Source organism: Pseudarthrobacter sp. IC2-21 (genome assembly GCF_034048115.1).
In the GTDB taxonomy this organism is placed as follows: Bacteria; Actinomycetota; Actinomycetes; order Actinomycetales; family Micrococcaceae; genus Arthrobacter; species Arthrobacter naphthalenicus.
On sequence record NZ_CP139145.1, the window covers coordinates 573,037 to 592,022 of the forward strand.

Annotated in this window: 16 protein-coding genes, 1 tRNA gene, 1 other RNA gene and 1 pseudogene; 8 read left to right on the forward strand and 11 right to left on the reverse strand. The window is 66.1% G+C overall.

All coding sequences use genetic code 11. The features are described from left to right. Nucleotides 1–43 precede the first annotated feature (43 nt). From SBP01_RS02730 to SBP01_RS02740, 3 genes are all read right to left on the reverse strand, one after another. Nucleotides 44–3,460: a DNA polymerase III subunit gamma and tau gene (locus SBP01_RS02730; protein WP_414004255.1), complete on the reverse strand. Its 3,417-nt coding sequence runs from the start codon at nucleotides 3,458–3,460 to the stop codon at nucleotides 44–46. 65 nt (nucleotides 3,461–3,525) lie between these two features. Beyond that, nucleotides 3,526–3,622, reverse strand: an RNA gene (gene ffs, locus SBP01_RS02735) — signal recognition particle sRNA small type. Nucleotides 3,623–3,698: 76 nt separating this feature from the next. Further along, entirely contained in the window at nucleotides 3,699–4,025 is a 327-nt protein-coding gene (locus SBP01_RS02740; RefSeq protein WP_320537399.1) for a hypothetical protein, read from the reverse strand. A gap of 290 nt (nucleotides 4,026–4,315) precedes the next feature. On the opposite strand from SBP01_RS02740, the gene SBP01_RS02745 reads away from it, so the two are divergent. Further along, nucleotides 4,316–4,403, forward strand: a tRNA-Ser gene (locus tag SBP01_RS02745). Between the two features lie 54 nt (nucleotides 4,404–4,457). Here SBP01_RS02745 and SBP01_RS02750 read toward each other — a convergent pair. Then, the gene (locus SBP01_RS02750) at nucleotides 4,458–5,375 is read right to left on the reverse strand and encodes an oxygenase MpaB family protein (protein ID WP_320537400.1); all 918 of its coding nucleotides are present in this window, start codon (nucleotides 5,373–5,375) and stop codon (nucleotides 4,458–4,460) included. A gap of 488 nt (nucleotides 5,376–5,863) precedes the next feature. Here SBP01_RS02750 and SBP01_RS02755 point away from each other — a divergent pair. Then, nucleotides 5,864–6,160, forward strand: a pseudogene (locus SBP01_RS02755) (M23 family metallopeptidase); the annotation flags it as partial. Nucleotides 6,161–6,417: 257 nt separating this feature from the next. Here SBP01_RS02755 and SBP01_RS02760 read toward each other — a convergent pair. Further along, nucleotides 6,418–6,966, reverse strand: coding sequence for a hypothetical protein (locus tag SBP01_RS02760; RefSeq protein ID WP_320538416.1), 549 nt, complete (start codon nucleotides 6,964–6,966; stop codon nucleotides 6,418–6,420). An 86-nt stretch (nucleotides 6,967–7,052) separates the two neighbouring features. Here SBP01_RS02760 and SBP01_RS02765 point away from each other — a divergent pair, with 86 nt between their 5' ends. Then, the gene (locus tag SBP01_RS02765) at nucleotides 7,053–7,607 is read left to right on the forward strand and encodes a glutathione peroxidase (RefSeq protein WP_275214106.1); all 555 of its coding nucleotides are present in this window, start codon (nucleotides 7,053–7,055) and stop codon (nucleotides 7,605–7,607) included. 123 nt (nucleotides 7,608–7,730) lie between these two features. Continuing rightward, a complete protein-coding gene (locus tag SBP01_RS02770) occupies nucleotides 7,731–8,660 on the forward strand; it encodes a phosphodiesterase (RefSeq protein ID WP_320537401.1) in 930 nt (309 codons plus the stop codon). A gap of 15 nt (nucleotides 8,661–8,675) precedes the next feature. Here the strand turns inward: SBP01_RS02770 and SBP01_RS02775 are convergent, their stop codons facing one another. Both SBP01_RS02775 and SBP01_RS02780 read right to left on the reverse strand, forming a co-directional pair. Continuing rightward, nucleotides 8,676–10,151 carry a stealth family protein gene (locus SBP01_RS02775; protein WP_320537402.1) on the reverse strand — a complete coding sequence of 492 codons (1,476 nt, stop codon included), beginning with the start codon at nucleotides 10,149–10,151 and terminating at the stop codon, nucleotides 8,676–8,678. Between the two features lie 229 nt (nucleotides 10,152–10,380). Continuing rightward, nucleotides 10,381–11,310, reverse strand: coding sequence for a hypothetical protein (locus SBP01_RS02780; RefSeq protein WP_320537403.1), 930 nt, complete (start codon nucleotides 11,308–11,310; stop codon nucleotides 10,381–10,383). A gap of 162 nt (nucleotides 11,311–11,472) precedes the next feature. Between SBP01_RS02780 and SBP01_RS02785 the strand changes: the two genes are divergently transcribed. Beyond that, nucleotides 11,473–11,772, forward strand: a complete 300-nt coding sequence (locus SBP01_RS02785) for a type II toxin-antitoxin system VapB family antitoxin (protein WP_275214150.1) — start codon at nucleotides 11,473–11,475, stop codon at nucleotides 11,770–11,772. Continuing rightward, nucleotides 11,765–12,436, forward strand: a complete 672-nt coding sequence (locus SBP01_RS02790) for a LytR C-terminal domain-containing protein (RefSeq protein WP_320537404.1) — start codon at nucleotides 11,765–11,767, stop codon at nucleotides 12,434–12,436. The genes SBP01_RS02785 and SBP01_RS02790 overlap by 8 nt, the downstream gene beginning before the upstream one ends. Here the strand turns inward: SBP01_RS02790 and SBP01_RS02795 are convergent. Next, a complete protein-coding gene (locus SBP01_RS02795; RefSeq protein WP_320537405.1) occupies nucleotides 12,433–13,062 on the reverse strand; it encodes a TetR/AcrR family transcriptional regulator in 630 nt (209 codons plus the stop codon). The genes SBP01_RS02790 and SBP01_RS02795 overlap by 4 nt on opposite strands. Nucleotides 13,063–13,154: 92 nt before the next feature. After that, nucleotides 13,155–13,853 carry a DsbA family oxidoreductase gene (locus SBP01_RS02800; protein WP_320537406.1) on the reverse strand — a complete coding sequence of 233 codons (699 nt, stop codon included), beginning with the start codon at nucleotides 13,851–13,853 and terminating at the stop codon, nucleotides 13,155–13,157. 186 nt (nucleotides 13,854–14,039) lie between these two features. Between SBP01_RS02800 and SBP01_RS02805 the strand changes: the two genes are divergently transcribed. Both SBP01_RS02805 and SBP01_RS02810 read left to right on the forward strand, forming a co-directional pair. Further along, nucleotides 14,040–15,161, forward strand: a complete 1,122-nt coding sequence (locus tag SBP01_RS02805) for a glycosyltransferase family 4 protein (protein ID WP_320537407.1) — start codon at nucleotides 14,040–14,042, stop codon at nucleotides 15,159–15,161. Nucleotides 15,162–15,185: 24 nt separating this feature from the next. Then, complete coding sequence (locus SBP01_RS02810) at nucleotides 15,186–17,333, forward strand: glycogen debranching N-terminal domain-containing protein (RefSeq protein WP_275214113.1); 2,148 nt, start codon at nucleotides 15,186–15,188, stop codon at nucleotides 17,331–17,333. A 13-nt stretch (nucleotides 17,334–17,346) separates the two neighbouring features. Here the strand turns inward: SBP01_RS02810 and SBP01_RS02815 are convergent, their stop codons facing one another. Together SBP01_RS02815 and SBP01_RS02820 are read right to left on the reverse strand one after the other, a co-directional pair. Then, nucleotides 17,347–17,880 (reverse strand): GNAT family N-acetyltransferase, encoded by a 534-nt coding sequence (locus SBP01_RS02815; RefSeq protein WP_275214114.1) that lies wholly within the window; start codon nucleotides 17,878–17,880, stop codon nucleotides 17,347–17,349. A 30-nt stretch (nucleotides 17,881–17,910) separates the two neighbouring features. After that, nucleotides 17,911–18,933: a Gfo/Idh/MocA family oxidoreductase gene (locus SBP01_RS02820; protein WP_320537408.1), complete on the reverse strand. Its 1,023-nt coding sequence runs from the start codon at nucleotides 18,931–18,933 to the stop codon at nucleotides 17,911–17,913. Nucleotides 18,934–18,986 lie beyond the last annotated feature (53 nt).

Genomic DNA, 18,986 nt, shown 5'->3' on the forward strand with positions numbered 1-18,986 from the left:
GCGGCGCCGGGGCCTGGAAACACTGTGCCTGGAAACACTGTGCCTAGAAACGGGGAACGATCGGGGTTCCGTCCGGGGAGCGCTCCTCGATCAGCTTCCCGCCCAGAATACGCTCGACGGCGGCACGTCCGAAGACGCCCGATTCCTCGATGGTCTCGTCGTCCGCGCTCGGGATGTCCTGAACGTACGTCGCGGCCGCCGCACGGGCAGGAGCCTTGGCACGCCCGGCCTCGGCCTCGGGACTATTGGAGAGCCGCTGGTAGAGGCTTTGCCGGGCCTGGGCAGCCGAAGCAGATGTGGCCGGTGCCGGCTGCAAGGGTGCCGGCGCCGCAGCTGATGCCACGGGCGCCGTCGACGCCATGGCATACTCGCGGACCTCGGCCGGTGCGGGGGCAACCGCGCCCCCGTCCGGGGACGGGCTTCCCGGTGCTCCTGCCCCGGCGGCGGCATGCCCGGCCGCGGGGCTTTGCGGCGTCCCGGCGTCCGCTGAAGGAACGCGAGCCGGCGGGAACCCCGCCGGAGATGCGGGGGGCTCGGCCGTAGCCACGCGGGCCGCGGGGACCTCGCCTCCGCTGATTCCGGACGAGCCGGTATCCGCTGAACGGACGGCGGCCGCGGAATGATCCGAAGAAGGGCTGGATGACGCGGGCGGCAGGCCCCAGCTGGCGTCTGCTGCCGACTGTGTGCGGGCCGAAGCTGCGGGGATCTGGGCAGTGGCGGGCTCGTAGTCAGGTGCGGGCGTTGCAGCGGCTTCGTCCGGGACGGATGCTGCCGGGCTCTTCCCAACGTTGGGCTCGGTGCCCACCACCCAAACGCCCGGCGCCTGCTCCACGGCGCGGCCCCAAGGGTCATGGGAGGTATCGGGTGAGGGCGCGACGACGCCCGCAGCGGCGGTCGTTGGCGCACTGCCGGAGACGGACCCCACGCTACCGGGCCGGGGTGGCCGTTTACCGTCTTTCGCCGCAGCCGGCCGGGCTTGTGGCGTGACGCGCCGCGGTTCGGGCGGAGTAGAAGGATCCCAGTCCAGGGGCGGTTCCTCGTCGAGAGGAGGCGCATCCTCGTCCCGCGGGGGACCCCAGTCGTCATCGGAGTAGGCGTAAGAGCCGGCCTCAGGCTCGACGGGAGGCTGCTGGACCTGCTGCTCCAGCCCGTTCCTTCCGTGCGGCGTCTCTGCTGCAGGCTCGACGGCGGCCGTGCTTGATGCGGCCGGTTCGGGAGCCGTTGAAGCCGTCGTCGCAGCCGGGGCCGGGACCTGGGACGGGGGCGGGACAGCCGAAGATTCTTGGCCGGCGGCCGGGGTGGCTGCCGCGACTTGGGGTTGACTGGGTGCCGGTGCCGGTGCCGGTGCTTGGGCTGGTGGCGCGGCCTGGCCGGGGGCCGTAGCAGCAACGCCTGCGGGGGCCAGCCCCCAGGCGACATCTGCCCAGCTTGGTGCGATTGCGGAGCTTGGCGGGGCCTGGGCGCTAACGGGTGCTTTTGGGTTTGGCTCAGAGCTCGCTGAGCTGTTGGCGCCCCCGGCGACGGCCGTGATCTGGCAGTCGATTCCCACCGTCTTGTGGATCGCCTGCCGGAGGTTCTCCGAATGGTCAGCCCGGCCGAACGCGCCGGCCAAACCAGTGGTGGTGAAAGCAAGGGTCAGGACCTGACCGTCGAAGGTGCCCACCTGGGCATTCGGTTCCACCAGGGCCCAGGTGCTGCGCTTGATCTTGGACAGTGTCTGGAGGATCTCAGGCCACGCGCGGCGCAGGACCTCAACGTCACCTGTCGCAGCGGGGCCAGCGGGAGCCGAAGGCGCGGATGAACCGGGCCGCTGCTGCACCGCTGTCTCGGGCCGCGCCTCTGCCTGCTGGGTGCGGGCCTCAGCCGGGGGACGGGCCTCTGACTGCCGGGTGCGGGCCTCAGCCTGCGGCCGGGCACCCGAGTTCTCGTCCACGGGCCAATCGCTGGTGCTGACCCGTGGCGGCGTCAGCGGTGTCCTTGCGTCGGCGGCGCTAATTTCCGGCTGCCGGACAGGGTCCGGGCCGGGGGAGGTGGCCGGCGCCGAGGCGGCGGCTCTCTCTGGAACCGGTGTCGCTTGCGCAGGCACTCCCGGAGCGGCCGCTGCCTGTACTGGCGCTGCCTGTACCGGCGCTGCCTGCAGCGGCGCGGGTTGAAGCGGCACTGCGGGCGCGGGGGCAGGCGGAACGGGCGCAGCGTGCACCCGGGCGGCTGGCGCTGAACCCGGCGCTGCCGGGACGCGTACGGCTGAACCCGGGGCACCTGCCGGCGGCGCAGCGTCCTCGCCCCCGGCGTAGTTCAGACGGCGCTCCACACGGTCGATCCGCGCAGCGATTCCGCGTTCGGTCTGTTCCGAGCTGGGCAGCAGGATCCGGGCGCAGAGAAGTTCAAGGTGTAGCCGGGGCGACGTGGCACCGGTCATCTCGGTCAGCGCAGTGTTGGTGACATCCGCGGCACGTGAGAGTTCGGCGGCACCGAGGTTATGCGCCTGGTTCTGGAGGCGGGCGATCTGGTCCGCCGGCATGCCGCGCAGAATGACCTGGGCGCTTTCGGGCATGGCCTGGACGATGATGAGGTCGCGGAAGCGTTCCAGTAGGTCCTCGACGAACCGTCGCGGATCGTGGCCGGTCTGGATGACACGGTCCACTGCTTTGAAGACCGTGGCGGCATCGGAAGCGGCAACGGCCTCAACTACATCATCGAGCAGCGATGCGTGGGTGTAGCCGAGGAGGGCCACGGCGAGCTCATAGTCAAGACCGTCGGCTCCGGCGCCGGCCATGAGCTGGTCCAACACGGACAGTGAGTCGCGGACGGATCCGCCGCCGGCCCGGACCACCAGGGACAGCACGCCCGGCGCCACCGGTACGTTTTCCCGGTTGCACAACAGTTCCAGATACGCCATCAGCGGCTCAGGCGGCACCAGCCGGAAGGGGTAGTGGTGGGTGCGCGAGCGGATGGTGCCGATGACTTTGTCCGGCTCCGTGGTGGCGAAGATGAACTTGATGTGCTCCGGCGGTTCTTCGACGATCTTGAGGAGCGCGTTGAAGCCGGCCGGCGTGACCATGTGGGCCTCATCGATGATGAAGATCTTGTAGCGGTCACGGACCGGGGCATAGGTTGCGCGTTCGCGAAGATCGCGGGCATCGTCCACGCCGCCATGGCTGGCGGCATCGATCTCAATGACGTCGAGGGACCCCGGGCCGCCGCGGGCAAGTTCAACACAGCTGGGGCAGGTTCCGCAGGGCGTGTCCGTGGGGCCCTGGGCGCAGTTCAGGCAGCGGGCCAGGATGCGGGCGGAGGTGGTCTTGCCGCAGCCGCGCGGACCGGAAAAGAGATAGGCGTGATTCACCCTGTTTTTGCGCAGGGCCGTCATCAGCGGCTCCGTGACGTGTTCCTGCCCGATAACGTCAGCGAAGGAGTCCGGACGGTATCTGCGGTACAGGGCGGTGGTTGTAACAGTCACGTAAAAACCCTACCAATCCGGGCAGACAATCAGATCCCCCGCTGGCGGTCGCCCTGTGGGGGAATAGTAAAGACCCCTCATGCACCCGCCAGAGCCCGTTTACCCTTGCTACCTTCCGGTCCTGGGGGAGTTCAACAGGATGACGCCACATGAGGGGCCGCAGACAACTTTACCCGAACTTTTGCTGCGGCTCGAACCGGCGCCACGGCAGGCCTGGCAGCTGCTTCCCTTTCACGCCTTACCGTCGCCAGCCGTTGACGGGCCAGGTCATGAATGCCGGTTCCTCGTAGGGGTGGGCGGCGCGCAGTGCCAGCACAACGGCGTCGAGCATCTCTTCCTCCACAACGCACTCAACCCGGAGCTCAGGCACCCGTTCGCCCGATCCCACGGCGCCAATATAGGGCCGGGCGCCATCCAGCGGCGTGAACCGGCCTGTCCCCGGCGCTACAAAGGAGCAATGCGAATAGTTTCCGATCCGCCCTGCGCCGGCCTCGCCAATTGCCTGGAGGAGCGACTCAGCGTGGGACTCCGGAACGTAAGCCACCATGGCGTGCAGCTGTGTCATGGCTTCATCCTGCCAAAGCACCCTGGTAAAGGGGAGCTATTTTCATTGCTTATCCGGCGGGCAGGGCCGATCATGGGTATGTACACCGATTGGGGCAATCTCAAGGTTGTGAGCTGCGGGGCCTGGCTGGAGGGCTGGACCCGGCAGCTCAACGGTGTTCCGTGGGAATGGGCGCATTGGGGGCGTCCATTTTGACGTTAACGGCCATTCCAGGAGGCCGGAAAGAGCCCGATTGGGCGATGCTGGAAAGTTCAGGTAGTCTAGTACCTGCTTTTGATTCAGAAGCAGCTGGAGAATTCGCCTAGCGGCCTATGGCGCACGCCTGGAACGCGTGTTGGGTTAACGCCCTCGGGGGTTCAAATCCCCCATTCTCCGCCAAACGAAAACCCGGTCCTGACCTGTCAGGGCCGGGTTTTTGCTGTATCGGACCCGCTACCCGGCCTGATAGCCGAGCCGGCGGAGCCGCCGCCGGGCGGCCTGCTCGCTTGGTCCGGGGCCCCGCCCCAGGGCAAGGCGTACGACGCCGAGGGTCACCTTGGTGGCCAGCCTGACCGGGAGCGGGAAGGGCCCCAGCCGTGGAACCTTGAGCCCCAGCATCTGGCGGAAGCGAGGTTCCAGGCTGTAGACGGCGCCGGCGAAGAAAATCCGGTACCCCAGCCGGAGCATGGGGTACAGTGGCGGGTTGCGGATGAAGCCGACGGTCTCGGCCACCCGGCTGTCCGCCAGCAGTTCGCCGCTGCTGTAGTAGCTGTCCAGCTGCAGCTTCATCTCAGCTTCGCTCAGCGGCGGATCCGCCACTCCCATCAGCCGTCCCGCCTGGGCCCATTCACGGACGTACGCGTCAGGACCACCGGGGATACTGCCGCCCCAGATTTTGTGGGCTGCAAGGAATGCGTCCACAAACGCGAGGTGTACCCAGCGGGCCAGGTCGGGATCGTTGGCCGAATAGGTGTGCCGGACACCGTGCCGGTCGCTATAGCTGCCCTGGACCGGCACGTGCAGGCGCCGTACCCTGGCCGAAGCCTGCTCGGCGGCGGCTGTGGAGCCGTACGTGACGGTAAAGATCCACTGGATGGTCCGGGCGAGCCTTCTGAGCGGATCTGCGCGGAAATCGGAATGCTCGTGGATGCCGGCCAACGCGGCGGGGTGCAGCGACTGCATAAGCAGCGCGCGGATGCCGGCGACGATCGGGGTCATGGACCCGTGCACCGCCCAGACAGCTGAACCCGGAAGGTGATATCCGGCGTCGTTCCCGTCCGCCAGCCCAGGAACCCACTCAGGCAGGGCGTCCGCGCTTCCTGTGAAGACGCGCTTCAGTTCGCCCTGCCATTCCCTGAGGAAATTGTGCATATCCCATTCTTGCCGATGACCGTGCGGAGGTGGGTTTCCGCAGAGCCACAAATAGCCCACGAATGACGTTTACGGGGTTCACAGGCATGGGGCGCGTGTGGTCCCATGGGATGGAAAGTCCGTCCGGATTGGGGTCCGACGGGCCAACCGGGAGTCAGCGAGTGGGAAATCATTGGGGTTCCGGCCGGGACACAGAATCTCCAGGCGCCTGCGCGACGGCGGTACGCGCCTTGGCGGCCTGCGCCGCCATGGTCACGGCTTCTTTCGCTCTAGGGCTTCCCGCCCTCCCGCCGCTCCAACACGCGGGCGCTTTGCCGGAGGCTGCCACCGGTTACGTTTCTGCGCCGGCCTTGACTCCAGCCTTCCTGACGGACGGAAGGGCGCTTGTTCCCTTTGGCCGCACCCTTGTCAGAACGATCGCAAGGGACGGTAAGGCTCCGCTGAATGTGGCCTCCGCCCAGTTGCAGCGACCGCCGGAAGGCTCCCTGATGGCCCCCCTTGAAGAACTCACGGCGAGTTCACCCTTCGGGTTCCGCATCAGTCCCATCACGGGCCACCTCGGGGACTTCCACCTGGGCCAGGATTTTGCCGCCGGGTGCGGCACCAGGGTCTATGCGGCCGACACGGGCGTGGTCCGCGCCGCTGGCTGGCACCCATGGGGCGGCGGAAACCGCGTGGAGATTGACCACGGCAACGGGCTGATCACCACCTACAACCACCTGCAGGCGATTGCCGTCCGGACGGGGGATACCGTGCAGGTGGGCCAGATCATTGCACGCGTGGGCACCACCGGGTGGTCCACGGGCTGCCACCTGCATTTTGAGACCATCCTCCACGGGATCCATACCAGTCCTCTGAACTGGACGCTCCTGCCCATCCACCAGGTGGACATGCTGGCGGACATTGCGATGGTCAGCTACGAAGGCAAGGCCGCGGATGCCGGAACCGCTTTGCCGTGGGCGATCCCCGTTGCCGCAGACAACAGCCACACGGTTCTCCACGGTGATAACGAACTGCCTGCGCCGCCGCCCGCCGCCCAGGCTCAGCCGACGCCGACCCCTTCCGCCACGCCAACGGCAACTTCGACGCCGTCGCCGACGGGGCCGCCGACCGGGACGCCGACGCCGACGGGTACGGCAACGGGGACGCCGTCGCCGACGGGCACGCCGACCGGGACGCCGTCACCAACGGGAACAGCAACAGGGACGGCAACTTCGACGCCGTCGCCGACGGGTACGGCAACGGGGACGCCGTCGCCAACGGGGACAGCAACAGGTACGGCAACTTCGACGCCGTCGCCAACGGGGACAGCAACGGGAACGGCAACTGCGACGCCTTCGCCAACGGGTACGGCCACCGGAACGCAGAGCGTGACTCCGACGCCGACGGTTACGGCAACTGCGTCTGCGACGCCCACCGCGTCTGCTTCCCGTACCGCCACCGCCCCTCCGGCGACCCGGCCGGCATCACCCACAGCGACAACCGCCCCGGTGGCGCCAACGGCCGCCGTCCCCGGCGCCACATCGTCGCCGGCACGGCGGTCTCCCTCCGAGTCGGAGCAGTCGGAGCAGCCGGGGGAAACGCCAACCACGTCCCCGGCGACCGCGCCGGCGAAGCACTGACAGAAAACTCCCAGCGTCCGCCCGTACTGTTGATGGTTGGCAACGAATCACCTGCATGACCAACCTCACCAAGGACGGCGCTGTGACCTCTCTGTACACCATCCCGCTGATGCTCAACGACGGCACCCCGACTGACTTCGGCCGGTTCAAGGGAAACGTGGTGATGGTGGTCAACGTGGCGTCGCAGTGCGGCCTGACACCGCAATACGCCGGCCTCGAGACTCTCTATGAGAAGTTCCGGGACCAGGGGTTTGAGATCCTCGGCGTGCCGTGCAACCAGTTCGCGGGCCAGGAACCGGGCACGGACGGCGAGATCGCCGAGTTCTGCGAGCGGAACTTCGGCGTGACGTTCCCGCTGACCGCCAAGGCCAATGTGCGGGGCAAGGACCAGCATCCGCTCTACGCGGAACTGACCAAGTTCAAGACCAGCGTGCTGCCGGGCCTGGTCAAGTGGAACTTTGAGAAGTTCCTGATTAGCCGCACGGGTGAGGTGGTGGGACGCTTCGCCCCCACCGTAGTTCCCGACTCTCCGGAGATCCTCGAAGCAATTCAGCAGGCGCTGGCCGAATTTGATGAACCGAAGAGCACCTCATCTCATTCAAAAGCCTAATTCTTTTGGCATTTTCCAACTTGCCGGGGGAAATTAACTTCAAATTTCCCCAATGTCTGGTTGGATAATAGTTACTGAAGGGTAGAAGGGAAGCGCCGTTTCCCACCGACCACAGAGGCAGCAATGAAGCACATCGAGGCCGAACACCCCCGGCCGCGCCACTTCCTTCTTCACCTGAGCGACCCCCACCTGATGGGAGGTCCGGATCCCCTCTACGGCGCAGTTGACAGCGAAGCCAAGCTCATACAGCTTTTCGACGAAGTCCGGGCGTCCGGGGCCCGGCCCGAGGCCGTGATCTTCACCGGCGACCTTGCCGACCAGGGCCATCCCGAGGCGTATTCAAAGCTGCGGGCAATCGTGGACCCCGCGTGCAAGGACCTGGGTGCTCAGGTCATCTGGGCCATGGGCAACCACGACAACCGCGCCAACTTCCGCACCGGCCTGCTGGATCAGCCGGCCAGCGATTCACCCGTGGACCACAGCTACTTCGTCAACGGCTTGCGCGTCATCACGTTGGATACCTCAGTCCCGGGCTACCACCACGGTGAGCTGAGTACCTCACAGTTGGAGTGGCTGGCCCGCGAGCTGGAGACGCCGGCGCCCGACGGCACCATCCTTGCACTCCACCACCCGCCGGTTCCGTCCGTCCTGGATCTGGCCGTCCTGGTGGAACTGCGCGACCAGGCGAACCTGGCCGCAGTGGTCCGCAACTCGGACGTCCGGAGCATTCTCGCGGGGCACCTGCATTATTCAACCACCGCCACCTTTGCGGGCATTCCGGTGTCCGTGGCCTCAGCCACCTGTTACACGCAGGATCTTAACGTCGGTGTCGGCGGCACCCGTGGCCAGGACGGCGGCCAGGCGTTCAACCTGGTCCACGTGTACGAGCACACCATTGTTCACTCCGTGGTCCCGGTGGGGAGCATGCCCACCGTGGGCGAGCACGTTACCGCGGAAATGAGCGCCAGGCGCCTGGCCGCAGCCGGAGTCACCATACCGGAGAAAGCCAAAGTCGCATCGCCCACGAAGGTTGCGTTGCCCTACGCCACGTAGCGGCACCCGCCCCGGTCAGAGCTCCCAGGGCGCCTTGATGGGGTAGTACTTCTCCAGGAAGTCGGTCACCAGTTCGGCCCGCTCGTCCGCCGGGACTTCCGGGAAGCTGCCGTCGTTGAGGCAGAAGAAGTCCATGTTTCGTTTGGCCAGGAGTTTGGGCAGGTAGTTCAGCCCGGCCCGCATGGTGGTATCCACATAGCGCACCTTGGCCGCCGTCTGGGTGACGGCACGGCCGGTCAGCAGCGCGTAGTAGTGGTAGAACGAATTGGTCACCGAGATGTTGTCCGCAGCACGGAACCGGCTGGCGGCGGTCTTCCGGAATTCCTCCGGAAACTCCTGTTCCATGGTGGCCACCACGCTGCGCCGCAGGGGCGCCGCAGTGTGCTCAAGGTGCCGGGTGGTGATGCGCCCGAAGCGGTCCCAGAGGAGCTTGCGGTTCACCCGGGCGGCGTTTTCGAAACCGCTGCGTTCGGCGTCGTTGTCGCCCAACCCGATCCGCGTCTCGGCCTCAATGAATTTGGTGATCCCGCCCGGTGTGAAGAACAGATCGGGACCCACCGGCCGGCCGAAGAACATGTCATCGTTCGAATAGAGGAAGTGCTCCGAGAGCCCCTCGATGTTGTGCAGCTGGCATTCCACTGCCTGGGAATTGTGCGTCGGCAGCACGGACGGATCCGAAAAGAACTCCTCACTGCGGACGATGGTCACGGACGGGTGCTCGGCCAGCCACTCCGGCGCAGGCGAGTCCGTGGCGATGAAAATGCGGCGGATCCACGGTGCAAACATGTACACCGAGCGCAGGGCGTACTTGAGTTCGTTGATCTGCCGGAACCGGGCTTCATGATCGTCGCCCTCGCCGAGGACTACGTCCTTCTGCTGGGCCCGGCGGGCTGCGATGTATTCGGGAGAACTGCCGTCCACCCAGGAGAACACCAGATCAATATCGAAGCTGATGTCGCTGGCGTGGTCCGCGAACATGTTCTCGATGGTGGGCCAGGAGTGGCCGTAACGCTCCACCGTCCCGCGGACGGCATCCTGTGCCAGCATGGTGCGCCGGGTGAGGGAGTTCTCGATGGGCAGGGTGATCTCGTTACCGTCGAAGCTCCAGAGCTCAATCTGGACGCCGGCGGAGGAGCCGAACTCGAAGCCGCCGTCGGGCTCCACCCGGGGACGGTAAATCCGGAAGATGCGCGCCTGCCGGTTGCGGGAAAGTTCGCCGTCGGCCACCAGGACAGAGGATTTCTTCTTCGCGTCAACCGTCATGGAGTAAACGGGCTCGTTACGGCAGGCGGCAACCAGGGCTGCCCGCAGCTTTTTGCGGTTCTTCCAGTCCAGGGCGATGACCGGGCGGTCATTGTTGCCGCGGACCAGGAGGTAGTCCAGCCCGGCGCCGGCCAGGACGTTGCGCAGGAAGAGCAGATCCTCAACCATGGCCTGGTATGGCGTCCGGTTGTGGTTGATGAGGGCATACCGGCCCTTGTGCCGGACCACGTCCTCGCGGTGCTTGAGCCTGGCTTCAGCAGCGGGAGAGGTGACCTCCGCATGCGTTCGCGGTTCTACCGACGCCTGTCCGCCGTAGTAGATCTCATCCTGGACAGCTGCTTCTGTAACGGGTGCTTCTGTAATGGTTGTCTCCGTCGCGATTAACTGGTAAGCGTTCTTACTTGAAATGATAGCGGTAGCCTCAAAACGGGACCGTTTACAGGAGGCGGAACGCGGCTCAGCTGCCCACCGCCTCCCGCCACTTCCGGAGGAAAGCCGCGCCGGCGTCGTCGTGGATCACATTGCTGTCAAGTCCCAGGTCCGCGGCGGTGAGAACATCGTAGGGTTTGACCGGGACGCCGTCCGCGGGACGGACGTCGATGTGCTTCACCGGATGGTCGTTGTGGTGCAGCCAGTCGGCCATGGCGTAGTCCGTGCGGGAGTCGCCCATGGTCCGCCACGCCAGCGGCGTGATGCCCTGCGCTGCGAGCATCTCGACGGCGCGGCTGGCGCCCAGGTCCTTGCCCAGCCGCACGGACTCAATGTCGGTGGAAATAATGGTGGGGTCCACGCGGTAGTCCACGGCGTCGTCGGAATTCGGCGCGTGGTGGTCCAGCCGGACCACCCCCAGGCCATGGCGCGCCATCAGGTCCATCGCGTCGGTGTCGAAGAGCGCCTGTTCGGCGAGGTACTCGGCGGAGGGTACTTCGATGTGCTGCTCAACCGAAACCATGGCACGCTTCGTCTCATCGAAGAACATATGGGCCGAATAGTCCTCGGCCACCAGCCAGCGGACGTCATCGCCGTAGGCCTTGGGAACGGCCAGTTCCTGATCAACGTGGACGGGGCCCGCGCCGGCTGCGGTGTAACTGAACCAGACCGCACCCTTTTCGCAGATGGCGTGGATGACGGTTCCCGCCGGCATGCCTGCGGCGATCATGGGTTCCATAACCTGTTCGCGGATAAAGGCATCGGAGCGGCCGGTGTTGAAAATAACGGGAATGCCGGCGCTGGCCAGGGCAACCATGTCAGCGATGATGCCCGGCTGCACGTCGCGGGTAACCGGGCTCGCCACGGGGCCGTCAACGTCGAGCAGAAGGGCGAGTGGCGGGGTGGACAGCAGGCGCACGCCGGGGGCGGGGCGGGCCGGAAAATCGGATGCGGTCATGCCTCCATTGTGTCAGCCAAGGGCCTAGGTCCGGGTGTGTTGCCCGGTGTGGCAGGCCGCGGGGCCCTGCTCCAGTAACGGTTGGTCACTGTTTGGCTACAACCTTGGAACGGCGCGGGCATGACTCTTCTCTTGTGCCGCCCGGGTGCCTAGGGTTGCATGGTGATCTTCAAAGCTGTGGGCGAGGGACGCCCGTACCCTGACCATGGTTTCAGCACGCCCAAACAGTGGGCGTCGCTGCCCCCGCGCCCGGTGCGCCTGGACGAATTGGTAACCACTAAACGGACCTTGGACCTTGAAGCGCTGCTGGCGGAGGACTCGACGTTCTTTGGCGACCTTTTCCCGCACGTGGTGCAGTATCAGGGAACCCTCTACCTGGAGGATGGCCTGCACCGCGCCGTCCGGACCGCGCTGCACCAGCGCACCGCAATCCATGCCCGCGTGCTGGTGATAGATGGCTAGGAAACCCAAGGACGCCCGGATCCTGCACGGCCATCGGGTGGTGACCGGGCCGGAACTCCGGGCAACTTTTGAAGCCGCCGATGATCCGGACGACCCCATCCGCGTGCGGCGCAGGGTAATTCACGGCATGGTGCTGGTCCTGCTGCTGGGTTTGATCGCCGGGGGCGTCATCACCGCGTTCGCCATCATCAACGGCCACCTGAAGCTGCCCGCGCCGGCCGCCAGTGAAGCGCCGCAGAGTGCCTGTCCGGCGGCCACCTATGATTATGTGCCGCCCGAGAAAGTGAACGTCAACGTCTTCAACTCCACCAGCCGCCCCGGGCTGGCCCGCACGGTGGCGGACGAACTCCTCGCTCGGAAGTTTGTGGTGGGTAACGTGGCAAACACCGAAGCGGGTTACCGTGGCGTGGCCGCGGTGGTCTCCGGTGCGGCCGGGCAGTCCGCGGCCTTCACCGTCCAGCGGAACGTGCCGGGCTCCGACTACTTCCAGGACGGCCGGTCGGATGCGAGCGTGGACGTGATTCTTTCCGGGGACTACAAAGAGCTTGCCGCGGCGGACCGGGTGGATCAGACTCCCGGGAAGCTCAGCTGTCCGCGGGAAAGCCGCCGGATCGCTGACGACGCCAAGTGGCCCGTCCTTCCGACGGCGACACCCTCGCCTTAGCGAACGCGCAGCGGCGCGCTCCCGGCGTCGAACCTGGCTCCGGCACCCAACTGGATGAACCGGACCGTCCTGGCGATCCGCGCCTCCAGCTCGGCGGGTTCGTTGCTGCCGCGCGCGGCACTGGAGGACAGCGTCCCGTGGATCAGTTGCGCAAGCTGGCCGATGTCCGCCTCCGGCAGGTAGCCCTGCGCCATGCCGTCACGCAGGATGCCCTGCAGCATGACGCTCAGTTCACCCACGTGGTCCGCCAGTTTGGCAAAGGACGACGGCGAGAGCACCGCTGCCATCGCAGGTCCGGGCGGGAGGTGGCGGCGGCTGAGGTCCTCCACCTGGGTGCGAACGTAGAGCGCCAGCCGTTCGACCGGGTTGTCCACGGCGGCCAGGGCGTCCCGCAGCTCGGCGAGAAACCGCTCGGTCTCATCCAAAGCGTAGGAGATCAGCAGCTCTTCAATGTCCGCGTAATAGTTGTAGACCGCGGTCCGTCCCACCCCGGCGTGCCGGGCGACGTCCGTCATGGTCAGGCCGGGCAGGCCGTGGGTGAAGAGGAGTTCACCAAAGGCGGTCAGGATCCGGCGCTGCGTGTCGGCTCGTTGAGCGGCGTTGGTGGCCGCCGAAATCCTGGGCATGCAGACACTTTATCGTGATGTGTCAGTAAAATCGGGCATCGCAGCCCCGGGGCGGGGTCCGTGGCGCCCCGCCGCCCGTGAGCAGCGGGACCTTAGACGGCGCAGCCGTCAGGGCCGCAGGCTTCACCGTCCGCCGCGTTGACCAGCACCAGCGGGTTGGTCTCCTGCCACGCCTGGGTCAGCGCTGCGGTGAAGGTTTCGGCGGGCTGTGCCCCGGAGAGCCCGTATTTGCGGTCGATGACGAAGAACGGCACCCCGGTGATGCCCAGGGCACGGGCTTCCTCAAAGTCGAAGCGGACGTCGTCGGAGTACTTCTCCGTGGTGAACAACTCCTCCACCGCGCCGGCGTCCAGGCCCAGCGAAAGGCCCAGCTCCGTCAGGTACTCCCGGCTGCCGATGTCCTTGCCGTGCTCAAAGTGGTCGCTCAGGAGCCGTTCCTTGGCAGCATCCTGCCGGCCATGTTCGGCAGCCAGGTGGATCAGGCGGTGGGCCGTGAAACTGTTGGCCACCACCACCTGGTCAAAACGGTAGTTGAGGCCTTCAGCCTTGGCCTGCCCGGTGACGTGCTCAAACATCTGCGAAACCTGCGCGTGCGGCATGCCCTTGATCCTGCTCAGGTACTCAAGCTCGGTGCCGTCGTAGTGCTCCGGAAGACTGGGGTCCAGCTGGTAGCTGCGCCAAGTGACATCAACCGAATCGCGGTGCGGGAACTCGGACAAGGCAGCTTCGAACCGGCGTTTGCCGATGTAGCACCACGGGCACGCAACGTCTGACCAGATCTCTATCTTCATGCCTGACACAACGGCGCAGCTCCCGCGGCCATTCCCCGGCAGGGTGTTGGACCTGTCACAGCTGGGGGTTGAAAACGCACCCCGGCCGGGGTAATAGTCAGAACAAAAGGTCAAGCAAAGGCCTTCGACTGATAGCTCACACGCCAGGTCTGGGGGCGTGGCATGTGATCCTTTGCGGAGGAAAGCATGCGTATTGGACTGATTGCAGCACCTTGGATTCCCATCCCGCCCTCGGGATACGGCGGCATAGAAAGGGTTGTTGACCTCCTCGCCCGGGGATTCACGGCGGCCGGGCACGAAGTGGTGCTGGCCGCGGCTTCGGACAGCACCTGTCCGGTGCCTTTGGCGCCGGGCATGAGACCCTCCGAACCGACGGAAATGGGGCTTTCGCTCTCAGAACTGAGCCACGTCATCAGGGCTTATGAAGGCCTGGGCGAGGATGTGGACATCATTCACGACCACACCCTGGCGGGGCCTCTGCTGGCCCGGCGGGCGTCGGGGGCACCGGTGGTGACCACCATCCACGGCCCCCTCATCCCGTCCTCCGCTGACCTGTACCGGACCATGGCCGCGGACACGGCCATTATCGCCATTTCACGGGACCAGGCTTCCCTTGTGCCGGACGTGCCCATCACGCGCGTGATCCATCACGGCATGGACGTTGCCGCCGTCCCGGTTGGTTCGGGCCAGGGCGGTTATGCCTGTTTTGTGGGCAGAATGTGCCCTGACAAAGGAGTGGTGGAAGCCATCCAGATTGCCCGGCGCGCCGGAATTCCGCTGCGGATCGCGGCAAAGATCCGGGAGCGGGCGGAAGTGGAGTACTTCCACAGCGTGGTTGAGCCGCTGCTCGGCCCCAATGAGGAGTTCCTGGGCGAGATCGGGGATGCGGAAAAATATCGGCTCATGGGCGAGGCGATCGCCTTCCTGAACCCCATCCAGTGGCACGAACCCTTTGGCCTGGTCATGATCGAATCGCTGTCCACCGGCACTCCGGTGGTTGGAACCCCCATTGGGTCGGCCCCTGAAATCGTGGACGACGGCAAGACCGGCTACCTGGCCGTGACCGAGGAACTGCACACCATGTTGCCCCTTGCGGCATCGCTGGACAGGTCCCATTGCCGGGAGCGGGCGCTGAAGCTGTTCAGCACCGAACGGATGGTCCGGAACCACCTGGACCTGTACGCAAAACTCGTTGAAAAGAGTCAGGCTGCAGGGGTTCCTGACCGTTCCTTCGTGCAGCAGAATCGAGGAGGGGGAACAGTTGTCCAGGCCCTGGGCGGAGAATCGATGGCCCCCCGGCGGCAGTGAGGCACCGAGGCAAGGAGGGCCGTCATGACTGCATGGAACGCCGACACGGAAGCTGATATCGGCGGCTCCGAAGCGGTAACCCTGGTGGAAGGGTCATCGTTCTGCATCTCCGCCCCGAGCGGGGACATGAACAACGACGGCGGCACAAGCGGCGCGTTCTACCAGGACACCCGGATTGTGTCGCGGTGGATCCTTCGAATCAACGGCGCCCTCCGCGAACCGCTGGTGGCGCACCGGCCGGACGCCTATGAGGCCACCTTCGTGGGGCGCGCCAAATGGCCGGATGGACGCTTCGACAGCCCCCTTGTTGTCCGCCAGGAACGCCACGTGGGCCCGGGAATGCAGGACGATATCACCCTGGAGAATTATTCGTCCGAGGCCGTCAGCTGCGAGATTGAACTTCTGGTGGACGCCGATCAGGCCGACCTTTTCGACGTCAAGGGCGGCCGCCCGTCGCAGGGCGCCGAGGTGATCCGGCGCAGTTCCGACGGCGAGCTCCTCATCGATGCGGTCCGCAACGGCCAGCGCCGGGGCACCGCCATCCGGGCCGCCGGCGCCGAGGTCAGCACCGATGCCCTTCGGTTCCGCGCCCACATTCCGGCACGCGGCAAGTGGTCCACCAGCGTTATTGTGGTTCCCCTGATCAACGGTGCGGCTCCGGCTGACCCGTTCACGGAGGCGGGCCTGCCCCGGCTCCGGCTCGGGGTCCAGCGGCAACGGGCGTGGGAAGAGAACGTACCGCGGCTTTCCCTGGCGGACAGCAGCATCGAGTCCACGCTGGAGAGGAGCCAGACGGATCTGGGCCTGCTCCGGATTTTCGACGCCGAGCATCCGGACCGTGTTGCCGTGGCCGCCGGAGCGCCCTGGTTTATGGCACTCTTTGGCCGGGACTCGCTGCTGTCTTCCTACATGGCCATGCTGGTGGATTCCAGCTTGGCCGCCGGAACCCTGCAGACCCTCGCCGCCCTCCAGGGCACGAAGGTGGATAACGATTCCGAGGAACAGCCCGGCCGCATCCCGCACGAGGTCCGCCTGGGTGTGACCGCAGGCCTGTCCCTGGGCGGGACGGCTTATTACGGAACTGCTGACGCCACGCCGTTGTTCGTCAGCGTCCTGGGCGAACTCAGCCGGTGGGGATTGTCCGATGACATCGTGGACTCCCTCCTGCCGCATGCAGACCGTGCCCTGGAATGGATCGAGAAGTACGGGGACCGCGACGGTGACGGGTTTGTGGAGTACCTGCGGCCCAACACCCACGGGCTGGTGAACCAGGGCTGGAAGGATTCCTGGGACGGGGTCAATTTCGCGGACGGCCGGATGGCTGAGCCGCCCATTGCCCTGTGCGAGGTCCAGGGCTACGTCTACGCCGCGTACGTGGCCCGCTCACTGCTGGCACGCTCCCTGGGTGACACCGAAACCGAGCACCGCTGGGCGGAGCGCGCAGCCACGCTGAAGAAGGCCTTCAACGAGACGTTCTGGTTGCCGGACAAAGGCTACTTCGCCCTTGCCCTGGACAAGGACAAGAAGCCGGTGGACTCGTGCACATCGAACATGGGCCAGTGCCTGTGGGTTGGCATCGTGGATGAGGACAAAGCGCCGCAGGTGGTGGAGCGGCTCATGTCACCAATGATGTTCACCGGCTGGGGCATCCGGACGCTTGCCTCGGACATGGCCGCCTACAATCCGGTGAGCTACCACAACGGTTCGGTATGGCCGCACGACTCGGCGCTAGTGGCCACCGGCCTGATGCGCTACGGCTTCGTGGCCGAGGCCAAGCGCGTGGCGCGGGGGATCTTTGATGCCGCGGCCTACTTCGACGGGCAGCTTCCGGAGCTGTTCTGCGGGTTTGACCGCAGCGAATATTCCGGGCCGGTGCCCTATCCGACGGCGTGCTCCCCGCAGGCCTGGGCGGCCGCGGCGCCCATCCAGCTGGCCCGTATCCTGCTGCGTTTTGATCCGGACTTCACCCGCGGCGTTGTCCATCTGGCCCCGTTCCTCGCTCAGGACAAGGGCGACTTCAGGGCCGACAACGTTCGGCTGGGCCATGCCAGGATCTCCATCACCGCCAACCGCACCGAGGGAAACATCGAGGGCCTCCCGCCGGAGCTGAAGTTGCTGAAGGAGCCGCGTCCGCCGCTGGACGAGGGCCTGGGCGGCAGGGCGGGCGGCTAGGCAGGGCAGGCGGCTAGGAGACGGCGCGTTCCATGACGAAGTCGTGTTCCACGGTGCTTCCCAGCCTGAAGGATTTGCTGCCCACCTTCCGGAAGCCGGACTTCTCGTAGAAGCGCACGGCCCGGGCATTCTGGTTGTTGACGCCCAGCCAGACGCCGGCTGCGCCCGCCGCGGCGGCCGCCTGGAGGCTGGCATGCATGAGTTCCGCCGCCGCGCCCAGGCCGTGGTGCCCGGGGTGGACATAGCATTTGCTGAGCTCCATGGACGGCAGGAGCGTCAATGCCGCCGCCACGTCCGCGTCCGCAGCGGGACGGTTCACAAGGAGGCTGTAACCGCGCAGGCTGCCGCCGGCGTCGATCACTAGAACCGTGATGTCCGGGTCCGCGAGGTAGCTCCGGAAGTGCTCCTCGCTGAGCGTATTGGCCAGGTGCGCGGCGATATCCTCCGGTGAGGACGACGGCGGGCACGCCAGCGGGAACGTGACCGCGGCGAGTTCGGCGAGCGCACCGGCGTCGTCCGCTACAGCGTTTCGGATGGTGTGGGTCATGCAGAAAACTCTAACCGCCCGCCGGGACGCTCAGTGTTTATCCGCCACGGCGTCCGTCTGGTAGCGCAGCCCGATCTGGCGGCGGATCTCGTCCATCGCGGCCATCACCGCGACGCTCTGATCCGGCGGCAGAATTGTTCCGGCAGCGGAACCGGACCGGATCAGCCGTTCCAGTTCGGCTGCCTGGTACTGCATGCCCCGGCCGCTCACCGGCAGGTCGAACCGCTCGAGGACGTTGCCTTGTCCATCAAAAACGGTGAAGGGCGTGGGGTTGTACCAGGTGGGTTCGACGTCGATCCATCCGTCCGTCCCGAGCACCACGGCGCGGTTGGGCCCGGCCGCGTCAAGCTCGCAGTCAATGATGGCCTGCTGCCCCGTTCCGTACCCGAAGATTGCCGCGGTTTGGCGGTCCACGCCGGTTGCCGTCATGGACGCGCCGGCCCGGATAGTGTCCGGAGTTCCGAGGATGTCGATGGCGAAGGAGACAGGATAGACGCCCAGATCCAGCAACGCTCCGCCGCCCAGGGCAGGATCGTTGAGCCGGTGCCCGGGATCCTTGGGGAGATCCTGGTTGTGGCTGGCAATGATTTTCCGGACCTCACCGATGGTGCCGTCCGCGATGACTTCACGCAGGCGGATCATATGCGGGAGGAAACGGCTCCACATGGCCTCCAGGGCCACCAGGCCTCTGGACGCGGCCAGGTCGAAAACCTCCCGAGCTTCGCGGGCATTCATGGTGAAGGCCTTCTCCACCAACACGTGCTTCCCGGCATTGAGAGCCAGCAGGGCGTTGGCGTGGTGAAACGGGTGCGGGGTGGCGATGTAGACAACATCCACGGCGGGGTCTGCAACCAGGGCCTCGTAGCTGCCATGCGCGGCAGGCACACCGTGCTGTTCCGCGAACGCCCTGGCCGAATCCAGTGAACGGGAGCCAACAGCCTGCACGGTGAAACCATGTTCGTTCAGGTCACGGGTTTGCAGGGCGGCGATGAAGCCGGTGCCGAGGATTCCCCAGCGGATTGTTCCGTCCGACGTGCCGTTGCCTTGGGTCATGCGTTCAGTCCTTTGATGGGTCATTGACCCACAGCCGCCGGCCGGCCTGCAGG